We start from the raw sequence: 19,720 nt of genomic DNA on the forward strand, positions 1-19,720 counted from the left end.
TTCGCAAACTTATGCTGTGGCAATTGACTCGACACGATATTTTTAGCTAGATTGTCTATCTAACAGGGAACAATGGATGTAATTTTTTTACAAGGCAGGACGATAATGAACGAGAAATACTCTGCACTTCGAAGCAATGTGAGCATGTTAGGCCACTTGCTCGGCAATACGATCAAGGACGCTCATGGAGAGGCAATTCTTGAGAAAGTAGAGACGATTCGTAAACTTTCCAAATCCGCTCGTGCAGGCAACCAAGCAGACCGTGATGGCTTGATTGAAGAAATTAAAAGCCTGCCTAATGAGCAGCTAACACCTGTTGCTCGCGCATTTAACCAGTTCTTAAATCTAACCAACATGGCGGAACAGTACCATACGATTTCACGCCATTGTGATGAACACGTTTGTGAGCCGGATGCGCTCAATACTCTGTTCTCAAAACTCAGCCAAAATGACATCAGCAAATTAGATACGGCCCAAGCGGTACGCGATCTCAATATCGAACTCGTGCTGACTGCGCACCCAACTGAAATTACCCGCCGCACCATGATCAACAAGTTGGTCAAGATCAACGAATGTCTGTCTAAACTCGAATTAAGTGATCTGTCGGCTAAAGAGCGCCATAAAACAGAGCGTCGCCTTGAGCAGTTGATCGCACAAAGCTGGCATTCAGATGTGATTCGCCAACAACGCCCAACCCCACTTGATGAAGCGAAATGGGGTTATGCGGTAGTAGAAAATTCACTGTGGGAAGCGGTACCTGATTTCCTACGTGAAATGGACGAACGCCTAAAATCACATCTTGGTGAAGGCTTACCGATTGATGCGCGTCCTGTGCACTTCTCATCTTGGATGGGCGGTGACCGCGATGGCAACCCGTTTGTGACGCACACCATCACCCGTGAAGTAATGCTGCTGTCACGCTGGAAATCGGCTGATCTTTACCTTAACGATATTAATGAGTTAGTTAGCGAACTATCCATGACTCGCTGCAACGACGATGTACGTGAGTTAGCGGGTGATGACGAGCACGAACCATACCGCGCGGTACTAAAAGATTTACGTCAGTTGCTCAACGATACCAAAGATATCTTAGATGCAAAAATTAACGGCCAAAAGCTTGCCGTTAAAGCTCCACTGCAAAGTGCTGAACAACTCTGGCAGCCACTGCTGGCTTGTTATAAATCACTACACGAATGTGGCATGGGCGTGATTGCTGATGGTTCACTACTTGATACCCTACGCCGTGTTAAAGCGTTTGGTGTTCATTTAGTTCGCCTCGATATTCGCCAAGAAAGTACGCGCCATTCCGATGTGTTATCTGAACTGACCCGCTACCTTGGCATTGGTGATTACGACCATTGGAGTGAGCAAGATAAAGTTGCTTTCTTAACCCAAGAGTTGAGCTCAAAACGCCCATTGCTACCACGTGATTGGCAGCCATCTGAAGCGGTGAAAGAAGTCCTAGATACTTGTAAAATCATCGCCGCTCAACCGCGCGATGCTTTTGGTGCTTATGTCATCTCCATGGCACGTACAGCATCAGATGTACTGGCCGTGCACTTATTGCTACAAGAATCTGGCTGCCCTTATCGCATGGACGTCTGTCCTTTGTTTGAAACTCTTGAAGATTTGAACAACGCAGAAGCGGTGATTAAGCAACTAATGGGTATCGACCTTTACCGTGGCTTTATCCAGAATCATCAAATGGTGATGATCGGTTACTCTGACTCAGCCAAAGATGCTGGTGTGATGGCCGCAGGTTGGGCGCAATACCATGCGATGGAGTCTTTGGTTAAAGTCACCGAAGAAGAAGGTGTTGAACTGACCTTGTTCCATGGCCGTGGCGGTACGATTGGCCGTGGCGGTGCGCCAGCACATGCAGCGCTACTGTCTCAGCCACCAAAAAGCTTGAAAGGTGGCCTACGCGTAACAGAGCAAGGTGAGATGATCCGCTTTAAGCTTGGTCTTCCTGAAGTCGCAGTCAACAGCTTCAACATGTACGCGAGTGCTATTTTGGAAGCGAATCTTCTGCCACCACCAGAGCCAAAACAAGAGTGGCGCGATCTGATGAACGTGCTCTCTGAAGTCAGCTGTGAAGCTTACCGTAACATCGTTCGGGGTGAAGCAGACTTCGTGCCTTACTTCCGTCAAGCAACGCCTGAATTGGAACTCGGTAAACTGCCACTAGGTTCGCGCCCTGCAAAACGTAATCCGAATGGCGGAGTTGAGAGTTTACGTGCCATTCCATGGATCTTCTCATGGAGCCAAAACCGTCTGGTATTGCCTGCATGGTTAGGCGCAGGTGAAGCGATTCAATACTCCATTGATAAAGGCCACCAAGCGCTATTGGAAGAGATGTGTCGCGAATGGCCATTCTTCTCTACTCGCTTAGGTATGCTAGAGATGGTTTACTCGAAATGTAATATTGGCATTTCACGTTACTATGATGAACGCTTGGCTGACGAGGCATTACTGCCACTTGGTGATCGTCTGCGCTCTCAATTACAGCAAGACATCAAAACGGTGCTGAATGTAGAGAACAACGAGAACTTGATGCAGAGTGATCCATGGGGTCAAGAATCGATCCGCTTACGTAATATCTATGTAGAGCCACTCAACATGCTGCAAGCCGAGTTGCTGTACCGAACGCGTCAGAGCGATCAACCATCACCAGAGCTAGAAGAAGCCTTGATGGTGACCATTGCCGGCATTGCCGCTGGTATGCGTAATACTGGTTAAAACGACCAAACCAATAGAGCCACTCAATGAGTGGCTCTATTTCATTCAAGAAGCCAATTAAACAACCACTCGACACACATCACACTCAGACCAAAGCTAGTGAAACAAAATATCAAAATAGAGACAAAAGAAACCACCAACTCAGAACAATGCCCTGATTCGGTATTTTATTGAGCGTTTTGTTAGTTTTTTAGATGTTCTCACTCATCTATTCCACTTTATGCTTATTATTTAGATATAATATCGCTCTTCTGCGATGCACAAAAAAATCACATATCGCAGTCTCGATAAGCAATTATCGAACTAGGTGAAAAACGGCTTTTAAGGTGACATGGCCAACGAAATGTTGGCGCTGCTCTCATCAACATAATACACGTGCCTCAAGAAGCACACCAAGATGTTGGCAGTTGATTTAAAGTTTATTGACCATTTGGATTAAAGACATGTCATTACCACACGTAATCCTCACCGTTCTTAGCACTCGCGATGCTACTGGATACGACATCACTAAAGAATTTTCTGCGACGATCGGCTACTTCTGGAAAGCAAGCCACCAGCAGGTTTACCGCGAACTGAACAAAATGGCCCAACACCAACTTGTGACGTGCGTATTGGAACCACAAGAGGGAAAACCAGACCGTAAGGTTTACTCGATTACCGACGCTGGCCGTGTTGCGCTAGGCGAATGGTTTGACCAACCAACCGCACACCCAACCGTGCGTGATGAGTTCTCAGCAAAATTAATGGCTTGTTCAGTGCAACCTTCTGCGCCGTTCAAAGCACAGTTAGCTGAGTTAGTTGATGAATCTCGTAAGCTGGTCACGCACTATCAAGAAATTGAAAACGCGTACTACTCAAACATTGCTGCTCTGGATAAATCACAACGTCTTGAACGATTAACCTTGCGTCGCAACCTATTGCTTCGCCAAGCATGGATCGTTTGGGCCGATGAAGTACTCGCTGAATTAGAGACTATCGCGTAATTTGCTTACCAATTAATGGTATTCAATAAAAAAGGGTTGGCATTGGCCAACCCTTTTTCGTTTAGTGGTTTGTCTGAATGAAAACAGATATTAGATACCGTCTCCATCGACAAAATTTTGCGACTTACCGTTAAACTGCTGATCCATATCCAAAGATGGCATATCTGACTTTGGTCGACCGACAATCTTAGCCGGAACACCTGCTGCCGTAGTATGGGGAGGCACGGGTTGCAATACCACCGAACAAGAAGCGATCTTCGCCCCTACGCCCACTTCGATATTACCCAATACTTTCGCACCCGCGCCAATCATCACGCCTTGACGGATCTTAGGGTGACGATCGCCACACTCTTTACCGGTACCACCGAGAGTCACATCTTGAAGAATGGAAACGTCATTCTCAACCACCGCCGTTTCACCAATCACAATCCCTGTTGCGTGATCGAGCATGATGCCACGACCAATCGTGGCTGCTGGGTGGATATCCACTTGGCAAGCGACTGAAATTTGGTTTTGTAGGTACGTCGCTAAAGCTATGCGCCCTTGTTTCCACAACCAGTTTGCCACTCGGTAACCTTGTAGCGCATGGTAGCCTTTAAGGTAGAGTAATGGGATGGAATACATTGCGACCGCCGGGTCACGGTTGACCGTGGCGCAAATATCACACGCGGCGGCTTCAATAATACTCGGATCAGAAGCAAAGGCTTCTTCCACCACTTCACGCACTGCCATTGCCGGCATCGATGCGGTATTGAGCTTATTAGCTAAAATATAGCTCAGTGCGGCGCACAGGCTATCATGCTTAATAATCGTAGCATGGTAGAAACTGGCCAGCATTGGCTCTTGTTCAGATTGCTGCCTTGCTTCTTGAACGATGGTTTGCCATACCTGCTTTTTTTCGCAATGCTTCATGTTGTAACCTTCTGGGCAGCATCTCGCTGCCGCTGAATTATGCTTCTGCTTTTTTGTCACGCGCTAACAAATCCTTTGCTGCTTCTCGTGCATCTTTGTCTTGATACAATACTTGATAGATTTGGTCAACGATTGGCATTTCTACGCCCATCCGTTGCGCCAACATCCATACTTCTTTGGTATTGCGATAACCTTCCACCACTTGGCCAATTTCAGCCTGAGCAGTATCGACATCTTTGCCTTCACCAAGCGCAAGGCCAAAGCGACGGTTACGTGATTGGTTATCAGTACAAGTTAAGACAAGATCGCCCAAACCTGCCATACCCATAAAGGTTTCTTTTTGCGCGCCTAGCGCTGCGCCAAGACGGCACATTTCCGCCAGACCACGAGTGATCAGTGCAGTACGAGCATTGGCACCAAAACCGATACCATCCGACATGCCCGCGCCAATCGCAATCACGTTTTTCACCGCACCGCCCAATTGCATACCGGTAAAGTCACTATTGGCATAAACACGGAATGTCTTGCTACAGTGGATCTTCTCTTGCAAATCAGCCACAAATTGCGCGTCAGGAGACGCCACTGAAATTGCCGTCGGTAGACCCATTGCCAGTTCTTTAGCAAACGTAGGCCCTGATAAGACTGCCAGAGAGTACCCCTCACCCAACGCATCATGAGCGACATCTTTCAGCAGACGACCGGTTTCAGGCTCAAGCCCTTTGGTTGCCCAGCAAATACGTGAATCACTACGTAAGAAAGGTTTCACACTATTGAGTACGATACCAAATACATGGCTTGGTACTACCACCAGCAAATCACGCGTGGCAGAAACGGCTTTCTCTAAATCTGACTCAACGATCAGTGACTCAGGGAAATCAACCCCTGGTAAAAATTCATGGTTTGCACGCTCTGCTTGCAACTTAGCCATATGCTCAGGCTCATGCCCCCAAATCACCACGTTGGCACCATTACGAGCCAGAGAAATCGCCAGAGAAGTGCCGTAAGAGCCTGCGCCCAAAACGGTCATTGCGATCTCTTTGCCATAGGCATTGTTGATGTTTGAATTTGTCATTGTTCCGCCTGTTGACTGATAAACAAGTTGCTATACCCAAATAGTTTAACGCGTGTTAAACCACTTTGGTATCAACCACTCGGCTATAAACGAAAAATGCACAACGCATATACGATGCCTTGTGCATTTTAGATAATCTTAACGCGATAAGAAGACGCTAATTAAGCATCAGCTTGAGCTTCGCCTTGCTGAGCTTGCTGCTGTAGGTAATTCATAAACAATGCATCAAAGTTCACTGGTGCAAGGTTTAGTTGAGGGAATGTACCTTTAACTACTAGGCTTGAAATCGTTTCACGTGCGTATGGGAATAGCACGTTTGGACAGAATGCGCCTAGGCAGTGTGCCAATTGACCTGCTTCCATGTTTTCAGCAGAGAAAATACCGCCTTGCTGAACTTCACATAGGAACGCTGTCTCTTCTGCGTTTTTCACCGTTACGGTAAGACGTAGAATCACTTCGTAAACACCAGCACCTAGCTCACGGCTTTGCGTGTCTAGATCTAACTTCACTTCCGGGTTCCATTCTTTTTGGAACATATCTGGTGAGTTAGGCGCTTCAAAAGAAACGTCTTTTAGGAAAATACGTTGAATTGCGAAGTTCTGTGCTTCTTGTGTTGGTGCTGCTTCAGCCATTATTGAATCCTTTATGCCTTAAATATCAAAGTTTGCTTGAGACTAACCGAGAGATGCGACTAACACTAACCTTGCCATCAAATTCGTGGCAATCTTCACATCTCTGTTCGCCAAACGCTGATTAATTCACCAGCGCCGCTCGCCGTGATTACTTCTTGCCGCGTACTAGCGGTAGGTTAGCTTCACTCCAAGCAATCAAACCACTCTTCAGCACGTATACTTTTTCAAAGCCCGCTTTTGCTAGAAGATTTGCACTCTCTTGTGCAGTTTGACCGGTTTTACATACCACGATAATTGGGTCTGATTTGCTGTTTTCAAGGCTACCGAAGTTACCTGCTTTGATATCCGAAGGTAAAATGTGAAGTGCTTCGGTAATATGACCTTTTTTGAATTCGTCTTTCGCACGAATATCAATCACCACACCATTCTCACGGTTGATCAGCTGAGTGGTCTCAGCAACACTGATCTCTTTGTAAGCTGCCGTTGAGGTTTTAACGATATTCATGATTAGGGCAACAAGTAGGCCAACCCAAACCACAGACATGATCATATTTTCTTGGAAAAACGCGATGTACTCTTGCATATCCTGTGCTCTTGTATAGATAGTAGGGCCGACTATCAGCCCTAGTTTTAAATCAGATTGGGAGTATAACGGGCTTGGTTGTTCTAGGCGAGTCCAGAACAGAAAGAATCAGCGATCGTGACCACGCTTTGCGGGATTACTTGTGACAATTCTTTACCTGAGTACTTACGCAATCGGAAATGGAAACGCCGTGACTTGATCAATATGATCTTGGCCGAGCGCTAACATAATCAAACGATCAATGCCCAGCGCTACGCCAGCGCACTCTGGTAAGCCGGCTTTTAGCGCCTCAATCAAATGATAATCAATCGGTTGTGCGGTTAATCCCATCTCCAGACGCTTAGCATTGTCTTGCTCAAAGCGAGCTAACTGCTCAGCTGGATTATCAAGTTCATGGAAGCCATTCGCCAACTCAATCCCTTTGAAATAGACCTCAAAACGATCGGCAACACGCTCATCGTTTTGGTTGATCTTAGCAAGGGCCGCTTGGGAGGCTGGAAAATCATAGACAAAGGCAGGCGCGTCTTGGCCAATCTTCGCCTCCACACCGATACTGAACAGCAACTGCAACAGCGTGTCGCGATCTTGTTCTGGCTCGGCAATATCACTCAGACCTAGCTTATCAGCAGCGACTTTCAGCTCGGTCATCGAACCTTCCAAAGGACACACACCCAATACGTTAATGAAGGCTTGTTGATAAGTCATACGTTGTGCGGCGCCGCATCGAATAACTAACTGCAGCAAGTCATCCATCTCATCCATCAATTGGTGGTGCTCAAACCCAACGCGATACCATTCCAACATGGTGAACTCGGGATTGTGATAACGACCATTCTCTTCGTTACGAAACGCTTTATTAATTTGATAAATGCAACCACTGCCCGCCGCTAAAAGGCGCTTCATGTGAAATTCAGGACTGGTCATCAAATAAAGCTTGCTGCCATCGGCATAGCCCGGACCAACAAATTGGGTTTGAAAGGTTTGTAGATGTACGTCGGTCACCGTGGCGTGACTCATTGCCGGTGTATCTACTTCCAGCACATTACGCTTCGCAAAAAAATGACGGATCTGGCTGAGTAGCTCAGCACGCTGTTTGAGTAACTCGATGGATGCGGTTGGTTGCCAATTCATTTTTCTGCCTTCTCTTTTCTGCTCATCTCGCGAAGAGGCGAACATAGCACTTTTCATCAAGGGTGCAAGCCTTCTTACGGCTTGCAGTACGATTCATTCAGCCTGTCGATAACTTGGCGATAAAAACAACCCTAATCAATTGGTGTAGATTTGGCCGTTAAATAACACCTCAACTAACGTGCCACAAATAAATTTCAACACCGCCGTAACACCATTTACATCAAGGCTTGTCGGTAAAAATGCCATGTCGTGACTACTCTCACATATCCGGCATTTTCTATGCTCTCTTTTGCATTACCGAAACAAAATCCGGAATACATCAATTTTTACAACTATGCCCTCTCTTACACTGGCTATAACACTTTTGAGTTATGTGTAGCACGTCTATTTCGGCATGGATAACACTATCTGAAACAAGCATCTGCACACACTCTCTTACTATAACAAGCGGGATTGACCGCACTTACACACTGGAGGATAACTGTGCAAACTATCATCACAGATATCGCAGTCATCGGCGCTGGCGGCGCTGGTCTTCGTACTGCTATTGCAGCGGCTGAAGCTAACCCTGACTTAGAAGTTGCTCTAATTTCTAAAGTTTACCCAATGCGCTCCCACACGGTTGCCGCTGAAGGTGGCTCAGCAGCAGTTATCAAGGAAGAAGATAGCCTAGACAATCACTTCAACGATACCGTTGGTGGTGGTGACTGGCTATGTGAACAGGATGTCGTTGAATACTTCGTGGCGAATTCAACTCGCGAAATGATTCAAATGGAACAGTGGGGCTGCCCATGGAGCCGTAAAGAAAATGGCGAAGTAAACGTTCGTCGTTTCGGTGGTATGAAGGTTGAGCGTACTTGGTTCGCTGCCGACAAAACTGGCTTCCACATGCTTCACACCCTTTTCCAGACTTCAATGAAGTACCAAAACATCAAACGTTTTGATGAGTACTTTGTGGTTGACCTATTGGTTGACGAAGGTGAAGTGCAAGGTCTGATCGCTATCCACATGGCGGAAGGCGAGCTTGTTACGATTAAAGCGAAATCGGTAGTACTTGCTACCGGTGGTGCGGGTCGTGTTTACCACTGCAACACCAATGGCGGTATCGTAACTGGCGACGGCATGGCAATGGCTTACCGTCACGGCGTACCTCTACGTGATATGGAATTCGTTCAATACCACCCAACTGGTCTGCCTGGTACTGGTATCTTGATGACTGAAGGTTGTCGTGGTGAAGGCGGTATCATCGTCAATAAAAACGGCTACCGTTACCTACAAGATTACGGGATGGGCCCAGAAACTCCGGTTGGCCAACCGAAAAACAAATACATGGAACTGGGTCCACGTGACAAAGTTTCTCAAGCCTTCTGGCACGAACATCAAAAAGGCAACACCATCAAACACCCACTGGGTGATGTGGTACACCTTGATCTTCGCCACCTAGGTGAAGAGTACCTACAAGAGCGTCTACCGTTTATCTGTGAGCTAGCAAAAGCTTACGTTAACGTTGATCCAGCCAAAGAGCCGATCCCAATTCGTCCTACCGTGCACTACACCATGGGTGGTATTGAGACTAACGGTCAATGTGAAACGCGTATTAAAGGTCTCTTCGCTGTGGGCGAATGTGCTTCTGTTGGCCTACACGGTGCAAACCGTCTAGGTTCTAACTCACTGGCTGAGTTTGTGGTCTTTGGCCGCGTAGCGGGTGAACAAGCGGTTGCTCGCGCGGCAGAATTTAAAGGCTGGAATGACGAGTCTATTGCCGAGCAAGTAAAAGCGGTTGAAGCGCGTATTGCAGCACTGCTTGAGCAAGACGGCGACGAAAACTGGGCCGATATCCGCACTGAAATGGGTCACTCCATGGAAGCGGGTTGTGGTATCTACCGCCAAGAAGATTTGATGCAAGCGACGATTGAAAAGATCACTGAGCTTAAAGCACGCTACAAAAACATCAGCATTAAAGACAAAGGCAAGGTATTCAACACTGACCTGCTATACGCCATCGAGATCGGTTACGGCCTTGAAGTGGCAGAAGCGATGGTTCACTCAGCGATCCTACGTAAAGAATCTCGCGGTGCGCACCAACGTCTTGATGACAACTGCACAGAGCGTGACGATGTTAACTTCCTTAAGCATACCTTAGCTTTCTACCAACCAGACGCAGCGCCGAGCATTGAGTACAGCAATGTAACCATTACTAAGTCTCAGCCAAAAGCACGTCTATACGGTGAAGCAGCAGAAAAAGCGGCAGCGGAAGAAGCAGCCCAAGCTGAAGAGAAGAAAGCAGAGGAGCAAGCATAATGTCAGCACATCGTATTCAAAAAGTAGACGTTCTACGTTATGACCCAGCGCATGATGAAGAGCCTCGCTTACAAACGTTTGAAGTACCCTTTGATGACACCATGTCGGTGCTTGATGCACTAGGCTACATCAAAGACCACCTAGACAAAGACCTCTCTTACCGTTGGTCTTGTCGTATGGCAATCTGTGGCTCTTGCGGCATCATGGTTAATGGCGTGCCAAAACTGGCATGTAAATGCTTCCTACGTGATTACCCAGATGGCGTGAAGATCGAACCACTAGCAAACTTCCCTATCGAAAAAGATTTGATCGTTGATATGACGCCGTTCATCGAGCGCCTTGAAGCCATCAAACCTTACATCATCGGTAACGACCGTAAACCTGAAGACGGCACTAACCTGCAAACGCCAGAGCAAATGGCAAAATACAAGCAATTTGCTGGCTGTATCAACTGTGGTTTGTGTTACGCAGCATGTCCTCAGTTTGGTCTAAACCCTGAGTTTATTGGTCCTGCAGCACTGACTATGGCACACCGTTACAACTTGGATAGCCGTGATAACGGTAAATCTGAGCGTATGGCGCTTATCAATGGTAAGAACGGCGCTTGGGGTTGTACTTTTGTCGGTTACTGCTCTGAAGTGTGTCCGAAAAACGTGGATCCAGCAGCGGCAGTAAACCAAGGTAAAATTGAATCATCAATGGACTTTGTGATTGCGATGCTAAAGCCTGATGGTAAACCAGTGAAAGAGGAGGCTTAGGATGAGTAATCGTAAACCTTACGTTCGTGAAATGAAACGTACGTGGTGGCAAAGCAGCCCGTTCTACCGCTTCTACATGATGCGTGAAGCAACGGTACTACCTTTGATTCTATTTACTGTGTTCCTAACCATTGGTTTAGGCTCACTAGTGAAAGGGCCAGAAGCTTGGCAAACTTGGTTAGACTTCATGGCAAACCCATTGGTAGTGGCGATCAACATCGTGGCACTAGCGGGTAGCCTATTGCACGCGCAAACCTTCTTCAGCATGATGCCGCAAGTGATGCCAATTCGCATCAAAGGCAAACCAGTCGACAAGAAATTGATCGTCCTTGCTCAATGGGCAGCGGTTGCGTTTATTTCTCTTGTTGTTCTGATCGTTGTTTAAGGAGCGATGTTATGACCCCAAATTTCAAAGTTGATCATTCACCACGCCGCTCTGATGAGCCTATCTGGTGGAGCCTATTTGGCGCTGGCGGTACATGGTTTGCCATGATTACGCCTATCACGGTGTTGGTACTCGGTATTCTTGCTCCACTTGGTATTATTGATGCGGAAGCGTTGAGCTACGAGCGTGTCTCTGAGTTTGCAACTAGCATCATCGGCGCGCTATTTATTATCGGCAGCCTTGCACTACCAATGTGGCATGCGATGCACCGTGTTCACCACGGTATGCACGATCTTAAATTCCACACCGGTGTGGCAGGTAAGATCGCCTGTTACGCATTCGCAGGTTTAATCTCTGCGTTGGCAGTAATTTTTGTATTTATGATCTAATCTCTTCTCCATAACACTGTCATGCGACAGTGCCGATTAGAAACATAAGCCAAGAGGTAGATGCCAAGCATCTGCCTCTTTTTTTATCCGTTGAAAATCCCTCACCTCAAACGGCAGACAATAAAAAAGCCGACCGAAGCCGACTTTTTCTATTCCGCAATTTTCGATTAAAGAATAAAACGGCTTAGATCTTCATCTTCAACAAATTCACCAAGGCGTTTTTGTACGTACTCGGCATCAATCGTCATGCTGCTGCCTGGCTTCTCTGTTGCTTCAAATGAAATTTCATCCATTAGACGCTCCATCACCGTATGCAGGCGACGCGCACCAATGTTCTCGGTGGTTTCATTCACCGTCCATGCCGCTTCTGCGATTTGCGTGATGCCATCTTCAGTGAAGTTAATATTCACATCTTCGGTTTTAAGCAAAGCGATGTATTGCTCTGTCAGCGACGCTTTTGGCTCGGTAAGAATGCGTTTGAAGTCATTACTTGAAAGCGCTTCAAGCTCAACACGGATTGGTAGACGACCTTGCAATTCAGGGATCAAATCCGATGGTTTCGCCACTTGGAATGCGCCCGATGCAATAAATAGGATATGATCGGTTTTGACCATGCCGTGCTTAGTAGAAACCGTGCTGCCTTCAATCAATGGCAATAGATCGCGCTGAACACCTTCACGAGACACATCAGGGCCTGAGCTTTCACCACGCTTACAGATCTTATCGATCTCATCAATGAAGACGATACCGTTGTTTTCAACGTTGAAGATCGCCTGCTCTTTCAGATCTTCTGCGTTAACCAGTTTCGCAGCTTCTTCTTCAACCAAAGCTTTCATTGCTTCTTTGATTTTCATCTTGCGCTTTTTCTTGGTGTCGCCAGCAAGATTCGAGAACATGCTTTGCAGCTGGTTAGTCATCTCTTCCATGCCCGGAGGCGCCATGATCTCAACGCCCATTTGCGGCGCAGCAACATCAATCTCAATTTCTTTATCGTCTAACTGACCTTCACGTAGTTTCTTGCGGAAGATTTGACGAGTATTCGACTGACGCTCTTCATCTTGTTGTGGCTGCTCGTTTTGACCCCAAGCGTCACGCGCTGGCGGCAGCAGAGCATCAAGAATGCGTTCTTCCGCTTGCTCTTCAGCGCGGAATTTTACTTTTTCCATCTCTTGTTGATGCGTCATTTTGATCGCCGCATCGGTCAGATCACGAATAATGGTTTCGACTTCTTTACCGACATAACCCACTTCGGTGAATTTCGTCGCTTCCACTTTGATAAAGGGTGCATTGGCAAGCTTTGCTAAACGACGGGCGATTTCGGTTTTACCAACACCGGTTGGGCCAATCATCAAAATATTCTTTGGTGATACTTCTACGCGCAAGCTCTCTTCAAGCTGCATACGACGCCAGCGGTTACGCAGTGCAATCGCCACTGAGCGTTTAGCGTTATCTTGGCCAATGATATGGCGGTTCAGTTCATGAACAATCTCACGAGGGGTCATCTCAGACATAATCAGATTCCTTAAATTCTTTATTCACTATCTTTTTATTATTCAGCAATTTTTTCTGCTGGGATTTCTAGTTCGTCGATAGTGTGATAATGGTTGGTGAAGACACAGATGTCGCCCGCAATCGTTAGTGCTTTTTCAGCGATTTCACGCGCACTTAAATCGGTGTTTTCTAATAAAGCAATCGCCGCCGCTTGAGCAAAGTTACCGCCAGAACCAATCGCAATCAGATCGTGCTCAGGCTGAACCACATCACCATTACCGGTGATGATCAAGGATGCGGTTTCATCGGCAACCACTAGCAGCGCTTCAAGCTTACGTAGCGCGCGATCGCTGCGCCAATCTTTCGCCAGCTCTACCGCCGCTTTGGTTAGGTGGCCTTGGTGCATTTGCAGCTTGCTTTCAAAGCGCTCAAACAGCGTAAACGCATCTGCCGTGCCACCAGCAAAACCCGCCAATACTTTACCGTTATATAAGCGGCGAACTTTACGCGCGTTGCCTTTCATTACGGTATTGCCTAGCGATACTTGTCCGTCACCCGCGATGACAACTTTGTTATTTCGACGTACTGAAACGATGGTAGTCACGTGTAGGGCCTCTTGTATTTAAAATTGGTTATTTTCAATATATGCGGACAAGAACATGGGAATTCAAGAGTATTAAAGCTTTAGAACTATGAGGGAACTAGCATGTATGAACACTATTTTTTTATTGGCTTTACTGTAGGAGCAATGTAAATGTTATCAACACTCAATTGAACTTTCTGATTGAGTAGCTCAATCAACAATATACTGCGTTGCTCACTTTCTTCGGCTAAAAAGATTGCTGTCATATGTTCATAATTACCACCTGTAATCATCACCTCATCACCACTTTTCAGCGTTAAATCGATAGTTTGTTTTTCTATCGTTTCAAATGCCTTAATTAGCTCATCAGGTACTATTTGAGGCCTACCAGAGAATTTAACAAAACCATACACGCCAAACGTGTTATTGACTTTTGAGGCTAGGATAGAAGTGATATCTAAATGTACAAAAATATACCCAGGGAACAACGCTTCTTCTTTTAGCTGTCTTTTTCCACGAATCTCTTTTAACACATCGACTGTCGGGTAATATGCTGTAATGGATTGATTAGTCAAATTTAGCTTGGCACGTAACTCTTCCTTTGATTTACACCTTACAAGGTACCAACTTTTCTCATCACTCTTTACCGATGATGTAACTTTCTCAACATTCGACATTAATTCAGACCTACTGAGCTGGTGTTTTTCATTTAATAACCACCAACCTCTTAACTACCATTCAATAATTTTATCATAAAAATAGCGACCTGATTTTTCACAGCATGCATTTCTAAATGGCCTGCCATAAAAAAACCAGCCGCACGATACGACTGGTTTAACACACAAAGTATTTGAGCATAACTAGAGTTAACTACTCGGTATCTTTCCAAATTGCGCATGGCTCAATTTTGGCGCGTTGCAATTTGTGCTTATCTCGCTCGGCATCACGCTTAAGCTTGTATGGACCGAGTACTACACGGTACCAAGAGCTGCCTTCTTTCTTGCGAATCTTACTTTTAATGCCTTGGAAAGCGATATCCAATTTACGAGCATCCGCTTGCGCTGCAGTTTTGTAAGCGCCACATTGCATGATGTAAGGGATATCAGAAATCACCTGCTCTTTGGCTTTCACTTCAACTTCACGGCTTGGCAAGCTATCAACGTAATCCCACTGCTCTTCAGGTGGCGGCGGCAAGGCTTTTTCTGGCTTCGGTTTCGGTTTCACCGGCGCTTGTACTACCGGTGCTGGCGGCTCTGGATCTTGGCTTAAAGAGTACAAACCAAAGCCAAAAACACCCACTACGAGCAATGCCAAAAGCCCACTGCGCCATGGTTTGCGCTTGGGTGCTGCTTTCTTTTTCGCAGGCTTTTTACTCGCCCCGCGCTTCACATAATCTCTATTTGCCACAGTAGTACATCAAATCAATTATCTCTGTTGATATGTTATATAGATTGCTTTGGGATAACAATGCATTGCCTTGGTTAGTGTGGAGTAAACAATAAAATTCTGACACAAGATAACATTGGCCTGACTCAAGCCCGAAAGAAGCAACACAAGCAATAAAAAACGACGCTCACATTGGCGTCGTTTCTAGCTCAAGCAAATAATGAATCAAGAAAGAGATTATCAGTATTAGAGAGCTCTTGGTGGCGCCGCACTCTTACGTACCACTAATTGCGTTTCTAATAGACGCGAACCCGCACGGACATCATGGCCACGCAGCAACTCTAGCATCATCAGCATAGCTTGACGGCCAATCTCATAACGAAGCTGTGAGATGGTGGTCAACGGTGGATCGCAATATTGAGCGAACTGAATGTCATCAAAACCCACTACCGATAAATCTTGTGGTACCCGTAAACCAAGACGTTTTGCTTCTTGGATTGCACCAATCGCCATCGCATCGTTGTGACAGAAAATCGCCGTCGGTGGCTCAGGCAGCGCTAGTAATTGTCTGACCGCTTTGGCACCCGCCTCAAAAGTGAACTCACCAAATGTGCTGTAAGTCGGGTTCATGGTAATGCCCGCGCGGCGCAATGCTTGTTGATAGCCTTGCTGACGGAATTGACACAGAGTCGCCGTTTCTGGCCCGGAAATTTGTGCGATGCGCTTATGACCAAGCTGAGTAAGATAGTTGACCACTTCAAACGCAGAGGTCAGGTTATCGATGTGAACTGTTGGTAGTTCAAGCTCAGGGGCAAACTCACACGCCATGACCATTGGCGGTAGGTTTTTCTGCTCAGGTTTGCTGACATCAAACGGTAAGTCAGTACCAAGCAGCAGCATGCCGTCAGCTTGCTTAGTAAAGACCAAATTCACAAAGGAATTTTCACGTCTTTTCTGCTGACCGCTATCACCTAACAGAACAATATAACCATGCTCCATAGCTGCATCTTCAATACCACGAATGATCTCCGTGTAATAAGGATCGCAGATATCAGGAATGATCGCGATGATCGTTTTCGATTCGTTGCGGCGTAAATTACGCGCTAAAGAATTTGGGGAATAGCCAGCTTCTAACACAGCGTCTTCAACGCGCTTACGCGTGGCAGAAGAGACTTTTTCAGGATTCATCAGCGCCCTCGATACCGTCGCTGTTGAAACTCCCGCGAGCTGGGCAACATCCTTCATTGTCGCCATAAATGTAACCCTCTTAGTTAGTTCCTTTGGCGGTAGCGCCTTGGCCACCTAAACCGTATGAAAATCTCGATGAGTTTAAACTCATTCTTTGACTTATCTATCATTTCTCACTGACGATGCGCAATCGATTACCTTGTTATTCACTAAGGTGCGTAAAGCGTCAGCTACTAGTTTATTTATTTCACGCTATAAAGTTACGGGAGATTTAACAAAACCCAACCCGAGATAGAGATTTACGTCACAAAATTACGTTCTCATTCAACGTACGTGACATTGTAAACTGAACGCTAGCTTAAATCTTGCGGTTCTATATCTAGCGACCAACGTACTTTTTTGCTATCAGGTAACAACTCAATAGCCGGTTTGGCACTCATCAATAGTCGCTGCATTAATGGCCGCGTTTGTGTCTGCAATAACAGTTGCCAACGATATTTACCCGCTTTCTTGGCCAAAGGCGCAGGGGTTGGGCCAAGCACTTGGCAAGTGTCATCGAATAATGGATGCGCTTCCAAGGTATAGCGGACCTGGCGTAAAAATGACTCCACCACCTGACTATTATTGGCCTCAGCACGCAGCAAGGTTAAATAGGTATAAGGCGGTAACATTGCCATCTTTCGCTCTTGCAATGCGGTTTGAGCAAAATGCCCATAGCTTTGATTCAACAGCGCTTGAAGCAAAGTGTGCTCAGGATGATGGGTTTGTAAAATCACCTCACCCGGCTTACTGGCTCGCCCAGCTCGACCCGCCACCTGAATAAACAATTGTGCCAAACGCTCTGATGCACGAAAGTCACTACTGTACAGTGAACCATCCACATCAAGCAATGCGACCAAAGTGACATCAGGAAAATGGTGACCTTTGGCAAGCATCTGCGTACCAATCAAAATTTGATATTCACCTTTACGAATCGCGCTCAAGGCACTTTCTAAGCTGCCTTTCCGCCGAGTGCTATCACGATCAATGCGAATCGCCTTGTACTCTGGAAACAGCTGGCTGAGCTGCCCTTCTAGCTGCTCAGTCCCTACCCCAACCGTCACCAAATTGGTCGAGCCACAACCCTGACACTGATGAATAATCGGTTGTTGCGAGCCACAGTGATGGCAGCGAATTTCGTTGCTGTATTGGTGATAGGTATAGTAGGCATCACAACGTTTACACTCTGCAATCCAGCCACATTCATGACACATCAAGGCAGGAGAAAAACCGCGACGATTAAGAAACAACATCACCTGATTCCCGGCTGAAAGGTGCTTACGCATCTCTGCAATCAACGGGGCCGATAAGCCACTTTCCAAATACAGTCCTTTCACATCCAGCACTTTATTGGTGGTCGGTTTCGCACTGCCAGCACGTTGGGTTAATTGCAAATAATGGTACTTACCCGTCAAGGCATTATGTAAGGTCTCTAATGCCGGCGTTGCTGAACCCAAGACAATCGGAATCTGCGCTTTGTTGGCACGCATTACCGCCACATCGCGCGCATGGTAGCGCAGGCTGTCTTGCTGTTTATAAGAAGAGTCATGCTCTTCATCGACAATAATAATGCCGAGATCGGCAAACGGTGTTAGCAGCGCCGAGCGCGTACCAATCACAATCCCCGCCGCTTTATCACGTGCCGACAACCACGCATTCAGGCGCTCAGTTTCATTCAAGCCAGAATGGATAACTTCAACAGGCACATTAAAACGCTTACGAAAACGGTTGATAGTTTGTGGTGTTAAGCCTATTTCAGGCACTAAAACCAAGGCTTGTTTACCCGCTTCGAGTACTGGCTTGATCAGGTTGAGATAAACCTCGGTTTTCCCCGATCCCGTCACCCCTTCTAATAGGTAACAAGCAAAACCATCCGAGCTATTTACGGTGGCGATCGCGACCGCCTGCTCTTGGTTTAATTTTGGTTTATCAACTTGTGCTTCAATCTCGCGCGGCCAAGCGTGAATGGTCGGCTTTTTCTCAATCGACTCAACCCAACCTTTTTCCAGCAGGTTTTTCAGGACTGTACTGTTGATGTCTTGATCAAGCAGTTGCTGATGAGAGACCGCGCCATATTGTAAAGCGCGCATAGCTTGCTCTTGCTTTACCGCTCGGCCAAGACCTTGCATCAACTGATTCTTGCCCTGCTCCGTTAACTGCCATTCCACCAGCGTCGAGAAATCTGCCGCTTTGCCTTTGCGCAGTGCAGACGGCATCGCGTTAGCCAAGGTTTCGCCCAGTGGATGCTGATAAAACAGACTGCACCATTTAAGTAGCTGATAAAGCGATTCAGGCCAAACGGGCTGCTGATCAAGCACTTGTTTAATCGGTTTGAGTTGGCTTTGAGTAAACTGAGATTGATTGATTAACTCAGTGACAATACCAATTAAGGATTGGCGGCCAAATGGCACAGCAACACGCCCACCAATAATCGGAAATAGGTGGCTAGGGATTAAGTAATCGAATTGCTTATCCAGTGGAACGGGCAAGGCCACTCGAGCAATAGTTGGGCGCATATAGATTTAGCAGCATGAGTTAGAAGTACACGCTCAACAGTCTAAAGCAAAACCCGCAGCGATTCTATTTTAAGCCCAAGGCACACCCGTTCAGGGCAAATAAGAGTATGGATGTTAAACTGCTCGTCATTGGTGAAAAAAGTAGCGTTTATTTGGGTAAATCAGTTGATCCTCAATCGAGGATTCATTACTATACTGCGCCTTAGCACTATGGCTCGGTGATTTATTCATTAAGCGGTAGAGCGAAATTTTTTTATTAACCACGTGTGGTGTCCGGCTTAGATTCGGATAGCGACACGGCCTATTTGAGGTTCTCCCATGAAAGCTGGTATCCACCCAGAATACAAAGCAGTAAGCGCTACTTGTTCTTGCGGTAACTCTTTTGAGTTCAACTCAACTCTAGCTAAAGAGTCTATCCACCTAGACGTATGTGACAAATGTCACCCATTCTACACTGGTAAGCAACGTATCGTAGATACAGGCGGCCGTGTTGATCGCTTCAACAAGCGCTTCGGTGCACTATCAAGCAAGAAGTAATTTCTGCTTTGATACTAAATTGAAAAAAGGACGCTTAGGCGTCCTTTTTTATTGCCTCTCATTTGCCTCTTATCACACTCTCTCTTTAGCATTTT

General features: G+C 46.4%; 18 protein-coding genes. 7 read left to right on the plus strand and 11 right to left on the minus strand.

The window, feature by feature from the left end; all coding sequences use genetic code 11:
- The first annotated feature begins 105 nt into the window (after nucleotides 1–105).
- Complete coding sequence (gene ppc / locus RH86_RS12340; protein WP_009386413.1) at nucleotides 106–2,739, plus strand: phosphoenolpyruvate carboxylase; 2,634 nt, start codon at nucleotides 106–108, stop codon at nucleotides 2,737–2,739.
- Between the two features lie 443 nt (nucleotides 2,740–3,182).
- Nucleotides 3,183–3,722: a PadR family transcriptional regulator gene (locus RH86_RS12345; protein WP_009386414.1), complete on the plus strand. Its 540-nt coding sequence runs from the start codon at nucleotides 3,183–3,185 to the stop codon at nucleotides 3,720–3,722.
- Nucleotides 3,723–3,812: 90 nt separating this feature from the next.
- Here the strand turns inward: RH86_RS12345 and cysE are convergent, their stop codons facing one another.
- The 5 genes from cysE to epmA all read right to left on the minus strand — a co-directional run bounded on the left by cysE (nucleotide 3,813) and on the right by epmA (nucleotide 8,052).
- Nucleotides 3,813–4,634, minus strand: coding sequence for a serine O-acetyltransferase (gene cysE, locus RH86_RS12350; RefSeq protein WP_005593669.1), 822 nt, complete (start codon nucleotides 4,632–4,634; stop codon nucleotides 3,813–3,815).
- A gap of 37 nt (nucleotides 4,635–4,671) precedes the next feature.
- A complete protein-coding gene (gene gpsA / locus RH86_RS12355) occupies nucleotides 4,672–5,706 on the minus strand; it encodes an NAD(P)H-dependent glycerol-3-phosphate dehydrogenase (protein ID WP_009386415.1) in 1,035 nt (344 codons plus the stop codon).
- 161 nt (nucleotides 5,707–5,867) lie between these two features.
- Nucleotides 5,868–6,338 carry a protein-export chaperone SecB gene (gene secB / locus RH86_RS12360; RefSeq protein ID WP_005593665.1) on the minus strand — a complete coding sequence of 157 codons (471 nt, stop codon included), beginning with the start codon at nucleotides 6,336–6,338 and terminating at the stop codon, nucleotides 5,868–5,870.
- Between the two features lie 148 nt (nucleotides 6,339–6,486).
- Entirely contained in the window at nucleotides 6,487–6,921 is a 435-nt protein-coding gene (locus RH86_RS12365) for a rhodanese-like domain-containing protein (RefSeq protein WP_005593663.1), read from the minus strand.
- Nucleotides 6,922–7,086: 165 nt separating this feature from the next.
- A complete protein-coding gene (gene epmA, locus RH86_RS12370) occupies nucleotides 7,087–8,052 on the minus strand; it encodes an elongation factor P--(R)-beta-lysine ligase (protein WP_411572009.1) in 966 nt (321 codons plus the stop codon).
- Nucleotides 8,053–8,535: 483 nt separating this feature from the next.
- Here epmA and frdA point away from each other — a divergent pair, with 483 nt between their 5' ends.
- The 4 genes from frdA to frdD are packed head-to-tail and all read left to right on the plus strand — an operon-like array spanning nucleotide 8,536 to nucleotide 11,885.
- Nucleotides 8,536–10,353 (plus strand): fumarate reductase (quinol) flavoprotein subunit, encoded by a 1,818-nt coding sequence (gene frdA, locus RH86_RS12375; RefSeq protein WP_005593657.1) that lies wholly within the window; start codon nucleotides 8,536–8,538, stop codon nucleotides 10,351–10,353.
- Complete coding sequence (locus RH86_RS12380) at nucleotides 10,353–11,111, plus strand: succinate dehydrogenase/fumarate reductase iron-sulfur subunit (RefSeq protein ID WP_005593656.1); 759 nt, start codon at nucleotides 10,353–10,355, stop codon at nucleotides 11,109–11,111. The genes frdA and RH86_RS12380 overlap by 1 nt, the downstream gene beginning before the upstream one ends.
- 1 nt (nucleotide 11,112) lies before the next feature.
- Complete coding sequence (gene frdC, locus RH86_RS12385) at nucleotides 11,113–11,496, plus strand: fumarate reductase subunit FrdC (RefSeq protein ID WP_005593655.1); 384 nt, start codon at nucleotides 11,113–11,115, stop codon at nucleotides 11,494–11,496.
- Nucleotides 11,497–11,507: 11 nt separating this feature from the next.
- Nucleotides 11,508–11,885: a fumarate reductase subunit FrdD gene (frdD, locus tag RH86_RS12390; protein WP_005593654.1), complete on the plus strand. Its 378-nt coding sequence runs from the start codon at nucleotides 11,508–11,510 to the stop codon at nucleotides 11,883–11,885.
- Nucleotides 11,886–12,052: 167 nt separating this feature from the next.
- On the opposite strand, the gene hslU is transcribed toward frdD, so the two are convergent.
- The 6 genes from hslU to priA form a co-directional block, all read right to left on the minus strand.
- Complete coding sequence (gene hslU / locus RH86_RS12395) at nucleotides 12,053–13,396, minus strand: HslU--HslV peptidase ATPase subunit (RefSeq protein WP_005593653.1); 1,344 nt, start codon at nucleotides 13,394–13,396, stop codon at nucleotides 12,053–12,055.
- A gap of 38 nt (nucleotides 13,397–13,434) precedes the next feature.
- Entirely contained in the window at nucleotides 13,435–13,980 is a 546-nt protein-coding gene (hslV, locus tag RH86_RS12400) for an ATP-dependent protease subunit HslV (RefSeq protein ID WP_009386417.1), read from the minus strand.
- A 113-nt stretch (nucleotides 13,981–14,093) separates the two neighbouring features.
- Nucleotides 14,094–14,636, minus strand: coding sequence for a transcription/translation regulatory transformer protein RfaH (gene rfaH, locus RH86_RS12405; protein ID WP_009386418.1), 543 nt, complete (start codon nucleotides 14,634–14,636; stop codon nucleotides 14,094–14,096).
- Between the two features lie 193 nt (nucleotides 14,637–14,829).
- A complete protein-coding gene (locus tag RH86_RS12410) occupies nucleotides 14,830–15,366 on the minus strand; it encodes an SPOR domain-containing protein (RefSeq protein WP_038219645.1) in 537 nt (178 codons plus the stop codon).
- 225 nt (nucleotides 15,367–15,591) lie between these two features.
- Nucleotides 15,592–16,647 (minus strand): DNA-binding transcriptional regulator CytR, encoded by a 1,056-nt coding sequence (gene cytR, locus RH86_RS12415; RefSeq protein ID WP_263053190.1) that lies wholly within the window; start codon nucleotides 16,645–16,647, stop codon nucleotides 15,592–15,594.
- 239 nt (nucleotides 16,648–16,886) lie between these two features.
- Nucleotides 16,887–19,088, minus strand: a complete 2,202-nt coding sequence (gene priA / locus RH86_RS12420; RefSeq protein WP_009386421.1) for a primosomal protein N' — start codon at nucleotides 19,086–19,088, stop codon at nucleotides 16,887–16,889.
- A gap of 318 nt (nucleotides 19,089–19,406) precedes the next feature.
- Here priA and rpmE point away from each other — a divergent pair, with 318 nt between their 5' ends.
- Nucleotides 19,407–19,625 (plus strand): 50S ribosomal protein L31, encoded by a 219-nt coding sequence (gene rpmE, locus RH86_RS12425; RefSeq protein ID WP_005593644.1) that lies wholly within the window; start codon nucleotides 19,407–19,409, stop codon nucleotides 19,623–19,625.
- Nucleotides 19,626–19,720: the final 95 nt, after the last annotated feature.

The sequence above is a fragment of the Vibrio sp. N418 genome, assembly GCF_000222565.1.
GTDB classification, from domain to species: domain Bacteria; phylum Pseudomonadota; class Gammaproteobacteria; order Enterobacterales; family Vibrionaceae; genus Vibrio; species Vibrio scophthalmi.